Here is an 18858-nt window from a genome sequence, read left to right on the forward strand (position 1 = left end):
TTATCCGACATGCGCAAGAACATCCTGATCACCGGCGCCAGCTCCGGCCTTGGCCGCGGCATGGCACGCGAGTTCGCAAGGCTCGGCTGCAACCTCGCGCTGTGCGCACGCCGCACCGAGCGCCTCGATGAACTCAAGGCCGAGCTCACCGCCGCACATCCCGGCATCCACGTCGCGCTGCGCGCACTCGATGTCGACGACTACGACGCCGTGTTCCGCACCTTCCGCGAATTCCGCGACGAGCTCGGCACGCTGGACCGCGTGATCGTCAACGCCGGCATGGGCAAGGGTCAGCCCATCGGCACCGGCTACTTCTACGCCAACCGGCAGACCGCGCAAACCAATTTCGTGTCGGCGCTGGCGCAGTGCGAGGCCGCCGTGGAGATCTTCCGCGAGCAGAATGCCGGCCACCTGGTCACGATCTCGTCGATCAGCGCGATGCGCGGCATGCCACGCAACCTGACCACCTATGCCGCCACCAAGGCCGGCCTGGCCGCGCTGACCGAGGGCATCCGCGCCGACCTCATGCGCACGCCGATCAAGGTGACGACGATCTTCCCCGGCTACATCCGTTCCGAGATCAACGAGAAGGTGAAGAAGACACCGTTCATGATCGACACCGAAACCGGTTGCCGGGCCCTCGCGCGCGCCATCGAACGCGAGCCGGCGACGGCTTGCGTGCCGGGCTGGCCGTGGACGCCGCTCGCCTTCCTGATGCGGCACCTGCCGCTGAGCGTCGTATCGAAGATGGCGTAGCGCGCCTACAACGGCTCGGCGAGCCGCAGCCGGCTCTCGAACACCCGCGGCTCGCCGCTCAAGGGATCGTCGAAGGCCAGCGACTTCGCCAGCAGCTGCAGCGGCTGCGAGAAGTCGTCCTCGGCGACGACGCGCAGCTCCGGATAGATCGGATCGTTGACGATGGGTGCGCCGAGCGCCGCCATGTGCACGCGCAGCTGATGCTTGCGGCCGGTGACCGGCGTCAGCCGGTAGCGGGCCCTGCCGCCGCGCGTTTCCAGCCGTTCGATGCGCGTCTCGCTGTTCGGCTCGCCCTGCGTCTCGCGCATGCGGAAGAACGGCTCGCCGCGCCCGATCCGGCTGCGGCGCACCAGCGGCGCCGACAGCTCCGGCAGCGCCGGCGCGATCGCCTCGTAGGTCTTGAGCACGGCGCGCCGCGGGAACAGCTGCTGGTAGGCCGCGCGCGTCGACGGCTGCAGCGAGAACAGCACCAGGCCGGCGGTGTCGCGATCGATCCGGTGCAGCGGGACCAAGTCGTCGATACCCAGCTCGCGCTTGAGGCGCACCAGCAGGCTCTGCTGCACGAAGCGCCCGGCCGGCACCACCGGCAGGAAGTGCGGCTTGTCGACCACGAGCAGGTGCGCGTCGCGATGCACGACGCGGGCATCGAAGGGCACCGGCGTCTCCTGCGCCAGTTCGCGGTAGTAACGCAGGCGCAGGCCACGGCGGTACGGCGTACCGGGGCCGATCGGCACGCCGTCGTCGTCGCACACCAGCCCGCGGGTCATGCGCCGGTGCCAGACCCCGGGTCCGACGGCGGGAAAGCGCTCGCAGAGGAAGGCGAACACCGTCTCCCAGCGCCCCTCGGGCAGGCGCACATGACTGGCCCCGACGCCGTCGCGCACAGCCGGGGCGGCGGGCGCCTCCGGCGTACGGGCAGTGTGGATTTCGGGTCGGAACTCGGGCACGACCGCGCCATACTACGCAGCCTCGGGCGGCGCCGCCGCCGGCCAGGGCCTGTTAACGCTATGGACATCGCTGTGATGCCACCAGATTTGCGGCCAGGCAAGGCGCGACGAGGGAATTTGGTGGTTCCAAATGACTGAGGAGCAACGCCGCATGGCCGCAAATCCGGTGGCACCCCGAAGGGGCGGGATGGTTTTGGCGCATCGCGACGTCAGTCGTCGCTTGCGTACGTCGAGTACGCCACGCTCCTCCTTTCTTGCGCTACGCCAAAACCCTCTCCGTCACAGCGACGGCCATAGCGTTAACAGGCCCTAGGGGATCGATCATGTCGGCAGCGATACGGGGCCGCACCATTGTCATCACCGGCGCCTCGGGCGGCATCGGCGAGGCCGCCGCGCTGCGCCTGGCGCGTGCGGGCGCGCGGCTGTGCCTGGTCGCGCGGCGCGCCGACGAGCTGACGCGCGTCCAGAACCTCGTGCGCGCGCTCGGCGGCGAGGCCTGGATCTATCCGACCGACCTCAGCCAGCCCGCCGAGGTCGAGGCCTGCGCCGACGCCCTGCTCGCCGAGCACGCGCGCATCGACGTGCTGGTCAACAACGCCGGCCGGTCGATCCGCCGCCGGGTCACCGACTCCTTCGAGCGCATGCACGACTACGAGCGCACGATGGCGCTGAACTACTTCGCCGCCGTGCGCCTGACGCTGCGCCTGCTGCCGGGCATGGTCGAACGCGACGACGGTCATGTCGTCAACGTCTCCAGCCTGTCGGCACTGATGCCGACGCCGCGCTTTTCCGCCTACGTCGCCAGCAAGTGCGCGCTCGAGGGTTTCTCGCGCACGCTGGCCGCCGAGATGTCCGGCCGCAACGTCGCCGTCAGCGTCATCAACTTCCCGCTGGTGAAGACCGCGATGAGCGCGCCGACGGCGGTCTACCGCTACCTGCCGCAGATGAGCACCGACAAGGCTGCCGGCTGGATCGTCAGGGCGATCGAGACGCGGCGCTACCGCATCGTCAACCGCTTCGGCGAAGCCTGGAACGCGGCGACGGCACTGGCGCCGGACCCGACCGTGAAATGGACCGGCCACCTGTTCCGCGTCGTCGGCGCGCGGCTGCAGCGGCGCGCCGACCGCGACGCCGCACCGGAGCACGAGGCGTGAGCCTCGACGGCCTGCCGTCTGGACCGATGCTGCTGGCGTTTCTGGCCGCCAGTGTCGCGCTCGCGGTCACGCCGGGGCCCGGCGTGCTGTACGTCGTCACGCGCACGATCACGCAGGGTCGCCGCAGCGGAATGGCCTCGGTGGCCGGCGTCGCGCTCGGCAACCTCGGCAACGCCGTTGCCGCGGCCGCCGGGCTGGCCGCCCTGTTCGCCGCGTCGGCCAGCGCATTTTCCGTCGTCAAGCTCGCGGGCGCCGCGTATCTGCTCTGGCTCGGCCTGCGCACGCTGCGGGGATCGCCCGCGGCGACGACGATGCCGCCCCCGGCGCTGCGCGGCGTATTCCGCGACGGCGCCCTGGTGGCGCTGCTCAACCCGAAGACGACGCTGTTCTTCGCCGCCTTCCTGCCGCAGTTCATGCACGGCAGCGCGGCACCGGCACAGGCCCTGCTGCTGGCGGCGATCTTCGTCGCGACCGCCGTCGTCACCGATACGCTGTACGTGCTCGGCGCCGGCCGCATCACCCCGCTGCTGCGCCAGCGTGCTTCGCGCAGTGCCGGCCGCTGGCTCGGCGGCGTGACTTATCTCGGGCTCGGCGCGTGGACGGCGCTCGCCGATCTGCCGGCGCGACGCCCCTGACCGATCCGTCCGGAGATTCCCCATGCACAAGAGCAAGCTCGCCGGTTTCATCATCGATTGCCGCACCGATGACCTGCACGGCGCCTCGGCGTTCTGGAGCGGCGCGCTGGGCATGGAACGGCGCGGCCTCGACGGCAGCGAGGGCGAGAACTACGTGCGCCTGCTCGACGCGCAGCACGGCCTGCACGTGGAGGTGCAGAAGGTCGGCCACGACAGCCGCCTGCACCTGGACATCGAGACCGACGACGTCGAGGCCGAGGTGCGACGCCTCGAGGGACTCGGCGCCCGACGGGTCCAACAGATCCGCAGCTGGTGGGTCATGGAAGCGCCGACCGGACAGCGCTTCTGCGTCGTGCGCGCGCAGTCGCCGGACTTCGAGCGCCTGGCGACGCGCTGGGACTGAGGCCCACGTGGCCGAGGTCCGCAGTTTCGCGCCGGTGGCGGCGCCCGATGCGCGCGTGCTGATCCTCGGCAGCATGCCCGGCGTGGCCTCGCTCGCGGCGCAGCGCTACTACGCGCATCCGCGCAACGCCTTCTGGCCGATCATGTCGGTGCTGCTCGACCTCGCTCCCGACACGCCCTATGCCGGGCGGCTCGCCGCGCTGCGGCGCGCGCGCATCGCACTGTGGGACGTGCTCGCCGCCTGCGTACGGCCCGGCAGCCTCGATTCGGCCATCGACGAGACCAGCATCGTGCCGAACGACTTCGCCGGTTTCTTCCGGCGGCATCGCCACGTGCGGGAGCTGTACTTCAACGGCGGCAAGGCGGCGCAGAGCTTCCGCCGTCACGTGCTGCCGCAACTGCCGGACGCGGCGGCGCTGCGGCTGACGCCGCTGCCGTCGACCAGTCCGGCCAATGCCTCGTACAGCTTCGCGCGCAAGCTCGAACACTGGCGTGTCGTCACCGCGACGACCGACTGAGTCCCCGCGAGAACCCACCGATCTCCGGCGAGCGTCGCCAAGGCGTGGCGAATTCCCTCATCGGGCGCGCGAAGCGCCTTGCAAGCCATTGATTCACAAAGGGCTCGCTCTGGCCTGCCGCTTGCGTTCTCCCCGGCAGACTGTCAGGGAGAGTCCCCATGCTGCGACCGATGCTCATCAGCCTCGCCATCCTGCTGACCGCGACCGCGGCGACCGCCAGGGATCCATCGTCGCAGCTGTGCGACATGCGCTTGCTCGCCGAGGTGACGCTGTCCGGCGACGAGGTGATCGTCGATGACGGCGATCGCCGTCATGTGCTCGATGCCGATCGGGTGCTGCGCGACGGTCGCAGGCTGCGGCTCGAAGACGACCGGCGCCGGCTCGCGCGCGACTATGCGGACGGCATGCGGGAGCTCGTCCCGGCCGTGTCCGAGATCGCGCTGCGCGGCGCCCTGCTCGGGCTCGAAAGCCTCGCCCTGGTCTCGGCCGGCCTGTCCGGCGACGAGGCGACGACGGTGCGGGCCGCCGAGCGCATCGAGACGCTGGCGACGGAACTGCACCTGCGCTTCGACGGCCGGCGGCTGCCGGTCGGTCCGCTGCCGCTCGATCCCGCGTTCGAACGGGAGATCGGCGCGCTGGCGGCCGATGCCGCGGGCCAGTTCGCCGGCAGCGTGATCGCCTTCATCGGTACCGCCCTGTTCGACCCCGACGCCGCCGGCGCGCGCGGCGAGTACCTCGAACGCCTGGTCGAGCGCCGCATCGAACCGCGCGCCGCCCGGATCGAGGCGCAGGCCGACCAGCTCTGCGGCACGCTGCGACGGCTCGATGCGATCGAGGCCGAGCTGGGGCTGTTCGACGTGATCGTCGATGCCCGCAACGACCGCGCGATCTGAGGCGCGTCGCCTCAGGCGCGCTGGCGGAAGGCGTCCGGAATCGTCAGCTCGTAGGTGACGCCGCTGCCGGTGTTGCCGATGCCCAGGTTCGGCCCGCGCTGCGAGCTGAAGTACAGGCGGCTGCCGTCCGCCGTGAATGCCGGCCCGGTCAGTTCCGACCCGCCGAGCGTGACCTGCAGCAGCGTCTTCGCCGGCGCGTTCGGCACGACGACGACCAGGCGCATGGCGTCGCCGTCCTCGGCGACGATGACGTCGCCCGCCGGGCTGACGACGAGGTTGTCGACGTCGTCCATCGGCAGTTCCAGCGAACCGTTGTCGAACACGGTTTCGATCAGGTCGTTGTCGATATCGTAGGCCAGCACGCGGTTGTCGCCCTTGCAGGCGAAGAACACCAGCGCCCGCGTCGGCCGGCTGCCGCCGGGCGGCACGCTGCGCAGCGCCTCCGGCACGTCGTAGATCCAGATGCCTTCGCCGCCGCGGAACACGGTGCCCGGCACCGGCTGGCCGGAGGCGGCCAGGGCCTCGCGCACCTCGGCCTGCACCGCCTCGGGCTGCATCACGTCGACCCAGCTCGCACGGTGCAGCACGCGCCACGCGGCATCGTCCTCCGCGTAGCCGCCGTTCTCGTAGCCTTCCATGTTCAGCGCCTGCAAGCGGCCGCTGGTCATGCGCAGCCGCGGCTGCGCGCCGGAGCGGTCGACGTCGCTGTCGTCGGCGACGAAGCGGTAGAAGCGCCCGCTGCCCGAGTCCTCGGTGAGAAACACGGTGCGCGTGGCGAGATCGACCGCCGCCGCCTCGTGGTTGAACAGCCCCAGCGCCGGCAGCGCGCGGGCCGTGTCCGGCGTGCCGAAGGGATCGCATTCGAAGACGACGCCGTCGCCCTGCTCCTCGCAGGACAGCCAGGTGTTCCACGGCGTCGTGCCGCCGGCGCAGTTGCGGCGCGTGTCGTCGAGGATGCGGTAGGCGTCGACCACCGCGCCCTGCGCATCGAAGCGCAGCGCGCCGACGCCGCCACTCGGGCTGGTCTCGCTGTTCGAGACATAGACCCAGCCGCCGTCCGCGGCCGGGAACACGGCGCCACCGTCGGGGGCCATATGCCAGTGGTAGCCGGTCAGTCCGAGCGGATCGAACAGGCCGCTGACCGGATTGCTCAGATAGCGCGCGACCACGCGCACCTGGAACCCGGGCGGCGCGAGGATGCCGTCGACGCCGGTCTCCACCAGTTCGCCGATGTCGGCGAGCGGGCCGGGCGCGATCGTGAATTCCTTGCCGTCCGGCGGATTGCCGCCACCATTGCCGGGACTCGCCGGACCGTCGCTGCCATCGCCACAGGCGGTCACCCAGGCCGGCAGGCCGACGGCGCCCGCGGACAGGAAGATGCCGCGAAGGAAGGCGCGGCGGCTTTGCGGGCTGAGGCTTGAACGGATCATCGGTGCGGTCTGGCGGCAGGCGGTAAGCCGGCGAGCCTAAGGCGCGCAGATCACGAAACGATGACGGAGAACCACCCTTGTGAGCCGCCGGCGATGGCGGCACAGTGGAGCCCCTTTTCCAAGCCCGCATCCCTGACCATGCGCATCCTGCACACCATGATCCGCGTCGGCGACCTCGAGCGGTCGATCGCGTTCTACACCGAGGTGCTCGGCATGAAGCTGCTGAGCCGCAAGGACTATCCGGACGGCCAGTTCACGCTGGCCTTCGTCGGCTACGGCGACGGCGATGCCGAGATCGAGCTGACCTACAACTACGGCGTCGACCGCTACGAGCTGGGCAACGCCTTCGGCCACATCGCGCTCGAAGTCGACGACGCCTACGCGACCTGCGAAGAGGTCAAGCGCCGCGGTGGCCGCGTCACCCGCGAGGCCGGACCGATGAAGCACGGCACCACGGTCATCGCCTTCGTCGAGGATCCGGACGGGTATAAGATCGAGTTCATCCAGAAGAAGGCCACCGCATAAGTTCCCGCAGGCGGCCTCGTGCGACCCGAGGAGCGATGGAAGACCGCCTGCAGCAGTTCCGCGCCGCGTATCAGGCAAAGATCTCGCCGCTGTACAACGGCTGGCTGCACGGTACCTGGATCTTCGGCTTCGGCGCCGTCTTCATCGCCTGGTGCGCAAGCCGTGCCGAGAACGGCGGCTGGGCCTGGCTCAGCGTGATCCCGGCCCTGCTCGTCGCCAATCTCGGCGAGTGGTGGTTGCACAAGAACGCCCTGCACCGGCGCATCGATGCGCTCAGGGCGCTGTGGCACCGGCACACCGTCGAGCACCACAACTACTTCACCGAGGCGCGCATGACCGTGGACTCGCAGCGCGAGTACCGGATCATCCTGTTCCCGCCGTACGCCGTGCTCGGTATCGCACTGATCCACGCACTGTTCGGCGGGCTGTGGGCGCTGGTCTTCGGCGCCGACGCCGGCTGGACCTGGATGGTCGGCGGCATGGCGCACTACCTGCTCTACGAGGTTCTGCACACCGCGGCCCACCTGCCGGAGCACCCGCTGCTCGCGCGGCTCCCGCTGGTAAACACCCTGCGACGCAATCACTGGGTCCATCACCATCAGGCGCTGATGGCCGACGTGAATCTCAACCTGACGCCGCCGTTCGCCGACTGGCTGATGGGTACCAGCGATCTCGACCGCAGCCTCCCCGGCGTGCTGTTCAACGGCTATCGCATGGACCGGCTCAAGCCGGCGGTGGCGTGCCGACTGGGTGAAGCGAGGTTTCCGCCGCCGGCGAGCTAGTGTACCGGCGCCGCCTCAGGCGACGTCGCGGTGACGCGAAAGCAGCTCCACGCGACGGGACGCCTCCGGCACCCCTACCGGCGCCTCGACCGGGACTTCCGGCTCGTCGTCTTCCGCGTCGCGCGCCTGCAGGCCGCGGTACGGCTTGACGTCGAGCACCGCGTAGACACCGTCACCGAGACGGTAGCTGGCAAACAGCTCGATCACGGCCGCGGCGCGGCCGGCGATCTGGGCCAGCGCGCCTTCGGCGTCGCCGCCCCGGCCGGCATGAACCCCCTCGAACTCGAGCAGCGTGCGCGGCGCGCTGACGCCGAGCACATAGGCCAGCGCACGCACGGCCGAACGCGAATAGTGTCCCGAGCGGATGCCATTGAGCAGTTCGCCGCCATCCGCCGGCAGCCGGATGCGATCGGGATGCGGGCCGACGCGCAGCCAGACGCGGCGCGGCAGGTGCTCGCCCTGCGAGGCCGAGACGAACCAGCGCGCGGGGAAGCTCAGCATCAGGGCGAGGCGCGCCGTGATCAGCGCGTTGACGAGGGCGTCGGACGAACGTCGCGCCAGCGCCACCGGATCGGCGATCGGGCCGTCGAACACCTTGAGCGCCGTCGCCAGCTCGTCCACCTGGGCACCGGCCAGCACCGCGGAATCGGTGGCGATGCGCTGCAGCAGCAGCGCCAGCCGGCCGGCGCTGGGCGGCGCCTTCTTGCGCTCCTGCGCAGCCCGGATCACCTTCGTGGCATCCGGCATCCGCAGCTCGCGCTCGTCCTCGGAAACGGTCGTCTCCGAGGCGGCAAGCAAACGCCTGAACAGCTTGTAAAGATCCGCGACCCGAACGACACTCCCCCGGACTGCCCTGCCCGAAAACTAGCAGCGCCGCCGACGGGATGCGAGGGGGAGAATCACATCAATCGAATCGCGCCACCGGCTGGCGTGAATTCACATTGACGCCGCGCCGGCAGCCCCGGTAGCGAGCATGCCGCGGTCGACGATGAAGGCGATGATGTCGTCGACCCCCTGCCCGGTCTTGAGGTTGGTCATGACGAAGGGCAGCGCACCGCGCATGCGTGCGGCGTCGTGCGCCATGACCTCCAGGTTGGCGCCGACGTGGGGGGCAAGATCCGTCTTGTTGATGACCAGCAAATCCGCCTTGGTGATGCCCGGCCCGCCCTTGCGCGGAATCTTCTCGCCGCCGGCGACGTCGATCACGTAGATCGTCAGGTCGGACAGCTCGGGACTGAAGGTCGCCGCGAGATTGTCGCCGCCGGATTCGATGAAGATCAGTTCTAGGTCGGGAAAGCGCGCCGACATGCGCGCCACGGCTTCGAGGTTGATCGACGCGTCCTCGCGGATCGCCGTGTGCGGGCAGCCGCCGGTCTCGACACCCATGATGCGGTCGGGTGCGAGCGCGCCGGCCGCCACGAGCAGGCGCTCGTCCTCGCGGGTGTAGATGTCGTTGGTCACGACCGCGAGCCGATGCTGCTCGCGCATGCGCTTGCACAGGACCTCGACCAGCGTGGTCTTGCCGGAACCGACAGGACCGCCGACGCCAACTCGCAATGGGTTCGAAGCTTGGGCGCTCACGATTCAACTCCTGAACAGTCGGGAATACTGGGTTTCATGACGGCTGCCGAGAATGCCGAGCATCGGCGCCTGCGTGGACAGTTCGTCGTCGCTGCGGTGCATCGCCGCCTGCACGACCTCGCCGACGACCGGCCGCAGCGCGATCAGCAGTTTCTGGCCGGCGACCTGGCCGAGCGGTACCGCCTTGAGCGCCGCCATCACCTGGTTCTCGGCCCAGCCGTAGAGATAGCCGTACAGCGCTGCCGTCGGGGCGATGCGCCAGAGCGCGCTGGCGCGCGCGTGCGCGGCCGGATACGACAGCTCCGGCATTTCGGCTGCGCCTTCGTCATCGAGCGACTTCAGCAGCTGCTGCAGCGAGTAGCCCATCTGCAGCGTCTCGGCACGCGACTCGCGGGTCTCGCGCGTCGCGAGGAAGGCTTCGTTCCACCGGGCAAAGCGCGCGGGGTCGTTCGCGTCCCAGGCACTGCGCAGCCGCCACCAGACCGGCGCCTCGTAACGGCCGAGCACCAGGCGCAGCGCGTCACCGATCCAGACCTGCGCCGTCGCGGCATCGCGGACCAGTCCATGCTCGATCGCGGCTTCGAGCCCCTGCGAATAGCTGTAGGCGCCGACGGGCAGCGCCGGACTCGACAGCTGCAGCAGCGCGCCCAGATCGCCGGTCACACTCGCGCTCATCAGCGATGGAACTGCAAGGTCGACAGATCGACCGCGCGCCGCGCGTGCGCCTCGCGCGAGAGCTGCTCGCCGAGCGAGCCGCCCTGCGCATCGTGGTCATGACGATGGCCGCCGCCGTAGGCGCCGGATTCGGGCTCGAACGGCGCCACGCATTCGGCGACGATCAGGCCGAGCCGCTGCAGCATCTCGCGCAGCACCGGGTCCTGCTCCAGATGCAGCGCCTGCGGCGCCAGCATCAGCGGCACGTGCCGGTTGCCGAGGTGATAGGCAGCGCGCAGCAGGGAGAACCGCGGATCGGCGTCGTCCTCGCGCGCGGTCACGCGGTACAGCGGCTCGATCGCCGCGCGTACGCGCACGACCTCGCCGGTCTCGGCGCGCAGCAGGTCACCGCCGCGCAGCACCGTGCCGCGCGGCAGCAGCACCCCCACGTCCGTGCCGTCGTCGAGCACGCTGCGCAACCGGCTGCGCGACCGTTCGGCGAAGCTCAGCACCAGTTCGCGCGGCGCGCAGCGCACGTCGCGCGCATCGGCCACGGTCGTCAGTCGGAGCATCGGCGCGTCAGAACAGGAAGTAGCGCTGCGCCATCGGCAGCTCGCTCGCCGGTTCGCAGTACAGCGAGCGGCCGTCGGCAATGACCTCGTAGGTCTCGGGATCGACGCTGATCTGCGGGCGGTAGTCGTTGTGGATCATCGACGCCTTGCTCACCGTGCGGCAGCCGCGCACCGCCGCCAGCGGCTTGGCGATGCCGTAGCGCTCGCCGATGCCGGCATCGAGCGCCGCCTGCGAGACGAAGCTCAGCGAGGTCCTGGCCAGCGCACCGCCATGCGCGCCGAACATCGGGCGGAAGTGCACCGGCTGCGGCGTCGGGATCGAGGCGTTGGGATCGCCCATCGCCGCGGTGACGATCATGCCGCCCTTGAGCACGAGGAAAGGCTTCACGCCGAAGAAGGCCGGCTTCCACAACACCAGATCCGCCCACTTGCCGACCTCCACCGAACCGACCTCGTGGGCGATGCCGTGCGTGAGCGCCGGGTTGATCGTGTACTTGGCGATGTAGCGCTTGATGCGGGCGTTGTCGTGACGCGACGGATCGCTGGCCAGCGCGCCGAACTGCTGCTTCATCTTGTGCGCGGTCTGCCAGGTGCGCAGCACGACCTCGCCGACGCGCCCCATGGCCTGCGAGTCCGAGGAGATCATCGAGAATGCGCCGAGGTCGTGCAGGATATCCTCGGCGGCGATCGTCTCCTTGCGGATGCGCGACTCGGCGAAGGCCACGTCCTCGGCGATCGAGGCATCGAGGTGATGGCAAACCATGAGCATGTCCAGATGCTCGTCGAGCGTGTTCACCGTGTACGGGCGCGTCGGATTGGTCGACGACGGCAGCACGTTGGACTCGCCGCAGACCTTGATGATGTCCGGCGCATGCCCGCCGCCGGCACCCTCGGTGTGATAGGTGTGGATGGTGCGACCCTTGAACGCCGCGACCGTCGCCTCGACGAAGCCGGATTCGTTGAGCGTGTCGGTGTGGATCGCGACCTGGGTGTCGGTCTCGTCGGCCACACCCAGGCAGCAGTCGATCGCCGCCGGCGTCGTGCCCCAGTCCTCGTGCAGCTTCAGGCCGATGGCGCCCGCGGCGATCTGCTCGCGCAGCGGATCGGGCCGGCTGGCGTTGCCCTTGCCGAGGAAGCCGAGGTTCATCGGGTAGGCATCCGCGGCCTGCAGCATGCGCTCCATGTGCCACGGACCCGGCGTCACCGTGGTCGCGAAGGTGCCGGTGGCTGGGCCGGTGCCGCCGCCGAGCATGGTCGTAATGCCGGAGTTGAGCGCCTCGTCGATCTGCTGCGGGCAGATGAAGTGGATGTGGCTGTCGATGCCGCCGGCGGTGACGATCATGCCCTCGCCGGCGATGATCTCGGTTGCCGGGCCGATGACGATGGTCACGCCCGGCTGGATGTCCGGATTGCCGGCCTTGCCGATCGCCGCGATGCGGGCGTTCTTCAGCCCGATGTCGGCCTTGACGATGCCCCAGTGATCGATGATCAGCGCATTGGTGATCACCGTGTCCATGCAGTCGGCGCTCATGCGCTGCGACTGCCCCATGCCGTCGCGGATCACCTTGCCGCCGCCGAACTTCACCTCCTCGCCGTAGATCGTGAAGTCCTTCTCGACCTGCGCGACGAGATCGGTGTCGGCGAGGCGGATGCGATCGCCGACGGTCGGGCCGAACATCTCGGCATAGGCCTGGCGCGAAATCTTCAGTGACATGGCTCAGCTCCCCAGCGGTCCGGACACTTTCGCGTTGAAGCCGTAGACGATGCGGTCGCCGGCGAGCGCGACCAGCTCGACCGTGCGCTCCTGCCCCGGCTCGAAGCGCACCGCGGTGCCGGCGGCAATGTTGAGCCGGAAGCCGCGCGCGGACGCGCGATCGAAGTCCAGCGCCTCGTTGGTCTCGAAGAAGTGATAGTGCGAGCCGACCTGCACCGGCCGGTCGCCGGTGTTGGTCACGGTCAGCGTCAACGTGTCACGTCCGACGTTGAGTTCCAGCTCGCCGGGCTCGGGCAGCAGTTCACCGGGAATCATCGCGGCGCTCCTCATGCAATCGGATCGTGGACGGTCACCAGCTTGGTGCCGTCGGGAAACGTGGCCTCGACCTGGATATCCGGAATCATCTCCGGCACACCATCCATGACCTCGTCGCGGCTCAGCAGCGTGCGGCCGTGGCTCATCAGCTCGGCGACGCTGCGCCCGTCGCGCGCGCCTTCGAGGATGCCGGCCGTAATCAGCGCGACGGCTTCCGGGTGATTGAGCTTGAGGCCGCGCGCCTTGCGCCGCTCGGCCAGCAGCGCGGCAGTGAAGATCAGCAGCTTGTCCTTCTCTCGGGGCGTGAGTTCCATCAGGTGCTCCAGATGCGCGGCGGCAAGGCCGCGTGGCCGAACAATGGAGATCGCAGCAACAGCCAGACGGCGGTGAACAGCGCGCGCAGCCGCTCGGCCGAGGCGCCGAGTGCGCGCAGCAGCAGCAGCCCGGGTTGCGGGGAGGTGACGCCGTAGTGGAGGCCCGCCGCCGGCAGCGTGCGCACCGCATCGAGCAGCGCTTCGTCGATCGAATCGCCGACCCACCACATCAGGCCGCTGACGTGCAGCCCGTTCCAGCCAACCACTGAGTCGAGCAGGGCGTCGCCGCCGTAGACGCGCGCCTGTTCGGACCAGAGCAGACGCTGTTCGCGAAACAGTTCGATGCGCTGCGACCAGCGTCCGCGCGAGAAGCGCTCGCCGCGGGCGCGGCGACCGAGCACGGCAATGTCCCAGCCGCAGCAGCGCGCACCCGGCGCGCAGTCGACGCGCACCTGCTGTTCCACGAGGGCGCCGTCGAAGACGATGCTTTCCTGCGGCAGCCAGTCGAGCGTGGCGCCATCGCTGACATGCAGATGCACGGACTGGCGCGCAACGCGGCCGATCGACCGGTACCACTTGCCCGCACCGGGCGTGGTCAGCAGCGCGTGTGCATCCGCGCCGATCCCGGCCTCGATCTGCAGCTCGTCGCCGCCGGCGATGCCGCCGGGCGGATGCAGCAGGATCAGTTGCGCGAGTGCCGGCCCGTCCGGATACAGCACCTTCTGCACGCGCAGCGGGCCGTCGTGCCGGCACGCACGCAGCACGCTTCGCCCACGCGACTCGGCTACCGCGAGATCGAGGCGCGCGCGCCACGGCGGCCGCATGGCCAGTGGCAGTGCCGCCTGCGGCAAGGCCTGCATCAGCGGCGCCGGAACCAGCGCCACGCCAGCACGACGGCGACCAGCAGCGCCAGCGCCGGTTCCCAGCCGAGCCAGGCATGCAGGAAGCCGCCATGCAGGCCGGCTTCGCCATGCCCGGGATGTGCCAGCGCGCTGCCCGCAGCGGCCATGCCAAGCAGACCTGCAGCCACGTTCTCCACACACTTCATCGGGGTCACTCCTTCATGGGTTCGCGACGCGAACGGCGCGCGCCGTCGCCGCCGCACGGTTCTCGACACCGAGCTTCTCGAACACCTGCTCCAGATGCTTGTTCACGGTGCGGTGGCTGATGCCAAGGATCTCGCTGATCTCGCGGTTGGATTTGCCGCGGCTGATCCACACCAGCACATCGGCCTCGCGCCCGGTCAGCGAGAACGCGTCCTGCAGCACGCGCTCCTCGCGCCCCGGACTGACATCCGCAAGCCGGTACAGGAACTCCGCCGGCCCGGTGGAGCCGACGAAGGACAATTCGAGGCGCCGGGCGCCGATCTCGACGAAACTCGCCGACGGCGCATCGGCGCCGCCTTCGCGCAGGCGTGCGAGGCGCGTGGTCACATCGGCCGGCAAGGCCTGTGCACCGGTACCCCCGAACAGCTCGGTCAGCAGCGTCGCTGCGCGCGGCGTGCACCACTGCAGGCGACCTTCGCGATCAGTCGACAGCAGGTAGCGCCCGGTCGCATCGAGTGCCGCACGGGAACCCTGGGCGATGCGCGCATTCGCCAGGTGCACGCGGATGCGCGCCAGCAGCTCGTCGACGACGATGGGCTTGGTCACGTAGTCGACGCCGCCGGCTTCGAGTCCCTTGACCACGTGCCAGCTCTCGGACAGGCCGGTCATGAAGATCACCGGCACGTGCGTGAGCTGCTTGTCCTGCTTGAGCCGGCGACAGGTCTCGAAGCCGTCGAGCCCCGGCATCACCGCGTCCATCAGGATCAGGTCCGGCGTGATCTGGTCGACCAGCGACAGCGCGCTGGTGCCATCGGTCGCGACCAGCACGGTGACGCCCGCGTGATCGAGCGTATCGGTCAGGAAGCTCAGGTTGCCCGGCGTGTCGTCGACGACGAGCACGATGTCGCGACGCGCCGCCTCAGCCATCGCTGCGCTCCACCGGCTGCGGGTCGCCCTGCAGGCCGTCGAGCAGTCCGACATAGCCCTTGAGGTCGAAGCCGGCGACGAGCTGCTGTAGCCGCGCGGCGAAGGCGCGGCTCTCGGGGATGGCCGCTTCCATCTCGCGCAGCTTGGCCTCGATGCCGCGCACGTGGCCGATGCGCCCGAGCTGCAGCAGCTCGTCGACATAGGGCTGGGCATCTGCCGGCGGCCGTTCGTCGCCGGACAAGGCTTCCGGCGCCGCGGCCGGCAGCGATTCGCCTTCGTAGACCCAGCGCAGCTTCAGCAGCCGCCCGATGCATTCGAGCATGCCGTCGATGTCGATCGGCTTGACCAGGAAGGCGTCGTGCGGCGCATTGCGCTCGCCGCCGCGGCTGTAGTCGTGGGCGTTGGCGGAGACCATCATGATCTTCGGCTGCGGCGGTTCGAGCGCGCGCAGCGCCGCCGCAACCTCCCAGCCGCTCATGCCGGGCATCGCGATGTCGAGCATCACCAGCTGCGGCCGGCATTCGCCGGCGAGATCGAGACAGCCGAGGCCGTCGGCGGCGGCGTACAGATTGAAGCCGAGCGGCCGCAGGATGCTCTCGACCAGGCCACGGTGGGCGGCGTCGTCGTCCGCCATCAGCACGGTCACGCGTGGGCCGAGATAGCCGATGATGCGCCGCTGTGCATCCTCGGCCGTCCCGGCTCCGGTGGCCCGCGACAGATACAGGCGCAGGCTGAAGGTGCTGCCCTGGCCCGGCGTGCTGCGCACGGCGATCTCGCCGCCCATGATCTGCACCAGAACCTTGGTGATCGTCAGGCCCAGGCCGACGCCGGGCACCGCCTGCACGCCGGGCATGCCGCCGCGCTCGAAGGGCTTGAAGATCGCCTCGAGATCGTCCTGGCGGATGCCGATGCCGGAGTCGCTGATCTCGATCTCCGCGACCTGGCTGCTCGGGTAGCGCACCGTGAAGCAGACGTGCCCCTGCTGCGTGTACTTCACCGCGTTCGACAGCAGGTTGATCAGGATCTGGCGCAGGCGCTTCTGGTCGGCGTGCACGCAGGCCGGCAACTGCGCGGGCCGCTCGTAGCGGAACTCGATGGACTTGGCCGCCGCCTGCACGCGGAACATGTCGGCGATCTGGTCGAGGAATTCCGGCAGCGCGACCTTGTCGCGCGACAGGCGCAGCAGGCCGCTCTCGATCTTGGAGATGTCGAGCAGGCCGTCGACGAGATTCGACAGGTGCGAGGCGCTGCGGCGGATCACCTGGATCGCCTTCTCCGGACGCGCGGTGCCGCGTTCGAGCAACTGCGCATAGCCGAGGATCGCGTTCAGCGGCGAGCGGATCTCGTGGCTGATACCGACCAGATAACGGCTCTTCGCCTCGTTGGCGCCCTCCGCGAGCTCCTTGGCCTTCTGCAGCTCGGCATCGGTGCGTTCGTGCGCCTCGATCTCCTGCATCAGCATCGCCGTCTGCCGCTGCGTTTCCTGCTCGGCGGCGTGGCGGCTGTGCTGCGCCAGCACGAGCAGCCAGGCCGAAACGCCAGAGACGATCAGCAGCGCGAAGAACACCACGGTCAGCACATTGCGCACGGCCTCCGCATGCGCCGGCGCCGCACCGACGTACTGCAGGTAGATCACCGTCAGCAGAAAGCCGATCACCAGGTTCAGCAGCACGAAGATGCCGACGAAGTGGCCGGTGCTCGGATGCACGGCGTCGGCGACGCGTTGCGGCAGCAGGCGCCGCAGCATCGCGCCGAGCTGCTGGCCGAAACGGCTGTCCTGCTTGCAGATGTCGTGGCAGCGCGCCTCGAGCGTGCAGCACAGCGAGCAGATCGGTCCGGCGTAGGCCGGGCACAGGGCCATGTCGCTGCGTTCGAAGACGTTCTCGCAGATCACGCAGCGGATCTCCGGCGCCTGGTCGAGGTCTCCGGAGCGGCGCGCGATGTACCAGCGCCCCTGCGTCTGCCAGGCGATCAGCGGCGCGAGCGCAAAGGCCACGCCGAAGCCGAGGAACGGCGACAGCGCCTGCGCCATCGTCCCCAGCGCGCCGACGAAGGCCGCGGTGGACACGATCACCGAACCGAGCATCGCGCCGACGCCGACCGGATTGATGTCGTACAGGTGCGCGCGCTTGAACTCGATGGCCGGCGGCGACCAGCCGACGCGCTTGTTGATGACCAGGTCCGCGGTCAGCGCGCCGATCCAGGCGACGGCGAAGTTCGCGTAGAGCATCAGCACGCCTTCGATCACGCGCAGGATGCCGACCTCCATCAGCAGCAGTGCCAGCAGCACGTTGAACACCAGCCAGACCACGCGGCCCGGATGCGCATGCGTGAGCCGCGAGAAGAAGTTCGACCAGGCGATCGAGCCGGCGTAGGCGTTGGTGACGTTGATCTTGAGCTGGCAGACGATGACGAACACCGCGGTCAGGGCAAGCGCCACCGTCGGTGAACCGAAGGTCTCGCCGAAGGCGACGAAGAACATCTGCGAGGGATCGGCGGCGCGCGCTTCCGGCACGCCGACGCTGAGCGCGAAGTACGCGAGGAAGGAGCCGGCGAGCAGCTTGAGGCCGCCCATGAACACCCAGCCCGGCCCGCTGGTGATCATGGCCGTCCACCAGCGCACGCGACCGATGCGCTCGCGGTCCGGAAGGAAGCGCAGGTAATCGGCCTGCTCGCCGATCTGCGGCAGCAGCGACAGCAGCGTCGAGGCGCAGATCGCGAACAGCACCGGGTCGAGTCCGCCGCCGGCGTCGCCGCTGCGGCCGGCAAAGCTCGTCCAGCCCTTGATGGTCTCGCCGTCGGCGGTCAGCAGGAAGCCCAGCGCCACGACCTGCAGCAGCAGCCACACCGGCTGCGTCGCCAGTTGCACGCGGCTGATCATGCGGATGCCGTAGATCGCGACCGGAATCACGATCAGCGAGCTGAGGATGTGCCCGGCCCACAGCGGGATGCCGAAGACCAGTTCGAGCACGCCGGACATGATGCTGGCCTCGATCGCCAGCAGCAGGAAGGTGAACGAGGCGTAGATCAGCGAGGTGATCGTCGACCCCATGTAGCCGAAGCCTGCGCCACGCGTGAGCAGGTCCACGTCGAGCCCGTAGCGGGCGGCGTAGCGCGCGATCGGCATGCCGATCAGGAACATCAGCGCGCAGACGACGACGATCGCCGTCGCCGCGTTGGCGAAGCCGTAGGCGAGGGTCAGCGCCCCGCCGATCGCCTCGCAGGCGAGAAACGAGATCGCGCCGTAGGCGGTGTGCGCGACCCGCGCGGCCGAATACTTGCGCGCGCGCTCCGCGGTGTAGCGCAGCGCGTAGTCCTCCAGCGTCTGGCTGGCGACCCATTTGTTGTACTGGCGGCGCTCGCGCAGGATGCGCTGCCGCGGCGGCGCGCCCGCGCGCAGCACCGCCGCCTCGCTGCGTTCGGTGTGCACGCCGCGCATCTTGCGCGCCGTCGCCGGCTTTGCACCTACGTCAAACACCCCACCCCCTTACGCCAATCACCCCATGGGCGCAGCCCCTCCGCGTCCCTAGCCTGATTCGGGAGTCGGGGGCGTCAGCGGGTTCGGGGACGGTGGCCATGTGCACCACTTTGAAGCACGGACCGTGCCGAAGGCCGCAAGCCTGCGCGTCCGAGCGGCTTTCTGCCGGCAGGGAATTCCGTGCCGGTCCACGGGTGAGCAGCACCGAGAACTAC

21 protein-coding genes are annotated in these 18858 nt (G+C 69.6%); 8 read left to right on the top strand and 13 right to left on the bottom strand.

Annotation, left to right across the window (positions count from 1 at the left end):
- The first annotated feature begins 9 nt into the window (after positions 1 to 9).
- On the top strand, positions 10 to 756 hold the full coding sequence (locus C8D93_RS04930) for an SDR family oxidoreductase (protein WP_110264050.1): 747 nt from the start codon (positions 10 to 12) through the stop codon (positions 754 to 756).
- A gap of 5 nt (positions 757 to 761) precedes the next feature.
- Here C8D93_RS04930 and C8D93_RS04935 read toward each other — a convergent pair whose 3' ends face one another.
- Complete coding sequence (locus C8D93_RS04935; RefSeq protein ID WP_245903819.1) at positions 762 to 1703, bottom strand: pseudouridine synthase; 942 nt, start codon at positions 1701 to 1703, stop codon at positions 762 to 764.
- A 323-nt stretch (positions 1704 to 2026) separates the two neighbouring features.
- Between C8D93_RS04935 and C8D93_RS04940 the strand changes: the two genes are divergently transcribed.
- The 5 genes from C8D93_RS04940 (at position 2027) to C8D93_RS04960 (ending at position 5305) form a co-directional block, all read left to right on the top strand.
- Complete coding sequence (locus tag C8D93_RS04940; RefSeq protein ID WP_110264051.1) at positions 2027 to 2857, top strand: SDR family NAD(P)-dependent oxidoreductase; 831 nt, start codon at positions 2027 to 2029, stop codon at positions 2855 to 2857.
- Positions 2854 to 3492: a LysE family translocator gene (locus C8D93_RS04945; protein ID WP_211307209.1), complete on the top strand. Its 639-nt coding sequence runs from the start codon at positions 2854 to 2856 to the stop codon at positions 3490 to 3492. The genes C8D93_RS04940 and C8D93_RS04945 overlap by 4 nt, the downstream gene beginning before the upstream one ends.
- 22 nt (positions 3493 to 3514) lie before the next feature.
- The gene (locus tag C8D93_RS04950; RefSeq protein WP_110264053.1) at positions 3515 to 3895 is read left to right on the top strand and encodes a VOC family protein; all 381 of its coding nucleotides are present in this window, start codon (positions 3515 to 3517) and stop codon (positions 3893 to 3895) included.
- Between the two features lie 7 nt (positions 3896 to 3902).
- Positions 3903 to 4412: a DNA-deoxyinosine glycosylase gene (locus C8D93_RS04955; protein ID WP_110264054.1), complete on the top strand. Its 510-nt coding sequence runs from the start codon at positions 3903 to 3905 to the stop codon at positions 4410 to 4412.
- A gap of 158 nt (positions 4413 to 4570) precedes the next feature.
- A complete protein-coding gene (locus C8D93_RS04960; protein ID WP_110264055.1) occupies positions 4571 to 5305 on the top strand; it encodes a DUF2884 family protein in 735 nt (244 codons plus the stop codon).
- An 11-nt stretch (positions 5306 to 5316) separates the two neighbouring features.
- Here the strand turns inward: C8D93_RS04960 and C8D93_RS04965 are convergent, their stop codons facing one another.
- Complete coding sequence (locus tag C8D93_RS04965) at positions 5317 to 6735, bottom strand: alkaline phosphatase PhoX (RefSeq protein WP_110264056.1); 1419 nt, start codon at positions 6733 to 6735, stop codon at positions 5317 to 5319.
- A 138-nt stretch (positions 6736 to 6873) separates the two neighbouring features.
- Here C8D93_RS04965 and gloA point away from each other — a divergent pair, with 138 nt between their 5' ends.
- Positions 6874 to 7260, top strand: a complete 387-nt coding sequence (gene gloA / locus C8D93_RS04970) for a lactoylglutathione lyase (protein WP_110264057.1) — start codon at positions 6874 to 6876, stop codon at positions 7258 to 7260.
- Between the two features lie 35 nt (positions 7261 to 7295).
- The gene (locus C8D93_RS04975; RefSeq protein ID WP_110264058.1) at positions 7296 to 8042 is read left to right on the top strand and encodes a sterol desaturase family protein; all 747 of its coding nucleotides are present in this window, start codon (positions 7296 to 7298) and stop codon (positions 8040 to 8042) included.
- Between the two features lie 15 nt (positions 8043 to 8057).
- Here C8D93_RS04975 and C8D93_RS04980 read toward each other — a convergent pair whose 3' ends face one another.
- The 11 genes from C8D93_RS04980 to C8D93_RS05030 form a co-directional block, all read right to left on the bottom strand.
- Positions 8058 to 8840, bottom strand: coding sequence for a hypothetical protein (locus C8D93_RS04980; RefSeq protein WP_110264059.1), 783 nt, complete (start codon positions 8838 to 8840; stop codon positions 8058 to 8060).
- A gap of 138 nt (positions 8841 to 8978) precedes the next feature.
- Positions 8979 to 9623: an urease accessory protein UreG gene (ureG, locus tag C8D93_RS04985; RefSeq protein ID WP_110264060.1), complete on the bottom strand. Its 645-nt coding sequence runs from the start codon at positions 9621 to 9623 to the stop codon at positions 8979 to 8981.
- Between the two features lie 3 nt (positions 9624 to 9626).
- Complete coding sequence (locus tag C8D93_RS04990) at positions 9627 to 10301, bottom strand: urease accessory protein UreF (protein ID WP_366515922.1); 675 nt, start codon at positions 10299 to 10301, stop codon at positions 9627 to 9629.
- Positions 10298 to 10849 (bottom strand): urease accessory protein UreE, encoded by a 552-nt coding sequence (gene ureE, locus C8D93_RS04995; protein WP_110264062.1) that lies wholly within the window; start codon positions 10847 to 10849, stop codon positions 10298 to 10300. Before ureE ends, C8D93_RS04990 begins: the two co-directional genes overlap by 4 nt.
- 7 nt (positions 10850 to 10856) lie before the next feature.
- Positions 10857 to 12563 carry an urease subunit alpha gene (gene ureC / locus C8D93_RS05000; protein WP_110264063.1) on the bottom strand — a complete coding sequence of 569 codons (1707 nt, stop codon included), beginning with the start codon at positions 12561 to 12563 and terminating at the stop codon, positions 10857 to 10859.
- A 3-nt stretch (positions 12564 to 12566) separates the two neighbouring features.
- The gene (locus C8D93_RS21090) at positions 12567 to 12878 is read right to left on the bottom strand and encodes an urease subunit beta (RefSeq protein WP_110264064.1); all 312 of its coding nucleotides are present in this window, start codon (positions 12876 to 12878) and stop codon (positions 12567 to 12569) included.
- Between the two features lie 11 nt (positions 12879 to 12889).
- On the bottom strand, positions 12890 to 13192 hold the full coding sequence (locus tag C8D93_RS05010) for an urease subunit gamma (protein ID WP_110264065.1): 303 nt from the start codon (positions 13190 to 13192) through the stop codon (positions 12890 to 12892).
- Positions 13192 to 14076, bottom strand: coding sequence for an urease accessory protein UreD (locus C8D93_RS05015; RefSeq protein ID WP_211307210.1), 885 nt, complete (start codon positions 14074 to 14076; stop codon positions 13192 to 13194). The genes C8D93_RS05010 and C8D93_RS05015 overlap by 1 nt, the downstream gene beginning before the upstream one ends.
- Positions 14052 to 14240 (bottom strand): hypothetical protein, encoded by a 189-nt coding sequence (locus C8D93_RS05020; RefSeq protein ID WP_110264066.1) that lies wholly within the window; start codon positions 14238 to 14240, stop codon positions 14052 to 14054. Before C8D93_RS05020 ends, C8D93_RS05015 begins: the two co-directional genes overlap by 25 nt.
- 13 nt (positions 14241 to 14253) lie before the next feature.
- A complete protein-coding gene (locus C8D93_RS05025; protein ID WP_110264067.1) occupies positions 14254 to 15165 on the bottom strand; it encodes a response regulator transcription factor in 912 nt (303 codons plus the stop codon).
- Positions 15158 to 18604: a hybrid sensor histidine kinase/response regulator gene (locus C8D93_RS05030; protein WP_110264068.1), complete on the bottom strand. Its 3447-nt coding sequence runs from the start codon at positions 18602 to 18604 to the stop codon at positions 15158 to 15160. Before C8D93_RS05030 ends, C8D93_RS05025 begins: the two co-directional genes overlap by 8 nt.
- Between the last annotated feature and the right edge of the window lie 254 nt (positions 18605 to 18858).

It is taken from the genome of Sinimarinibacterium flocculans, from assembly GCF_003201205.1.
GTDB lineage: Bacteria > Pseudomonadota > Gammaproteobacteria > Nevskiales > Nevskiaceae > Solimonas > Solimonas flocculans.

Bases quoted from the DNA above. Each gene is read 5' to 3' on its own strand.
- C8D93_RS04930 (WP_110264050.1), top strand. From the start codon at position 10: ATGCGCAAGAACATCCTGATCACCGGCGCCAGCTCCGGCCTTGGCCGC.
- C8D93_RS04940 (WP_110264051.1), top strand. From the start codon at position 2,027: ATGTCGGCAGCGATACGGGGCCGCACCATTGTCATCACCGGCGCCTCG.
- C8D93_RS04950 (WP_110264053.1), top strand. From the start codon at position 3,515: ATGCACAAGAGCAAGCTCGCCGGTTTCATCATCGATTGCCGCACCGAT.
- C8D93_RS04960 (WP_110264055.1), top strand. From the start codon at position 4,571: ATGCTGCGACCGATGCTCATCAGCCTCGCCATCCTGCTGACCGCGACC.
- C8D93_RS04965 (WP_110264056.1), bottom strand. From the start codon at position 6,735: ATGATCCGTTCAAGCCTCAGCCCGCAAAGCCGCCGCGCCTTCCTTCGC.
- gloA (WP_110264057.1), top strand. From the start codon at position 6,874: ATGCGCATCCTGCACACCATGATCCGCGTCGGCGACCTCGAGCGGTCG.
- C8D93_RS04975 (WP_110264058.1), top strand. From the start codon at position 7,296: ATGGAAGACCGCCTGCAGCAGTTCCGCGCCGCGTATCAGGCAAAGATC.
- ureE (WP_110264062.1), bottom strand. From the start codon at position 10,849: ATGCTCCGACTGACGACCGTGGCCGATGCGCGCGACGTGCGCTGCGCG.
- ureC (WP_110264063.1), bottom strand. From the start codon at position 12,563: ATGTCACTGAAGATTTCGCGCCAGGCCTATGCCGAGATGTTCGGCCCG.
- C8D93_RS21090 (WP_110264064.1), bottom strand. From the start codon at position 12,878: ATGATTCCCGGTGAACTGCTGCCCGAGCCCGGCGAGCTGGAACTCAAC.
- C8D93_RS05010 (WP_110264065.1), bottom strand. From the start codon at position 13,192: ATGGAACTCACGCCCCGAGAGAAGGACAAGCTGCTGATCTTCACTGCC.
- C8D93_RS05020 (WP_110264066.1), bottom strand. From the start codon at position 14,240: ATGAAGTGTGTGGAGAACGTGGCTGCAGGTCTGCTTGGCATGGCCGCT.
- C8D93_RS05025 (WP_110264067.1), bottom strand. From the start codon at position 15,165: ATGGCTGAGGCGGCGCGTCGCGACATCGTGCTCGTCGTCGACGACACG.
- C8D93_RS05030 (WP_110264068.1), bottom strand. From the start codon at position 18,604: ATGCGCGGCGTGCACACCGAACGCAGCGAGGCGGCGGTGCTGCGCGCG.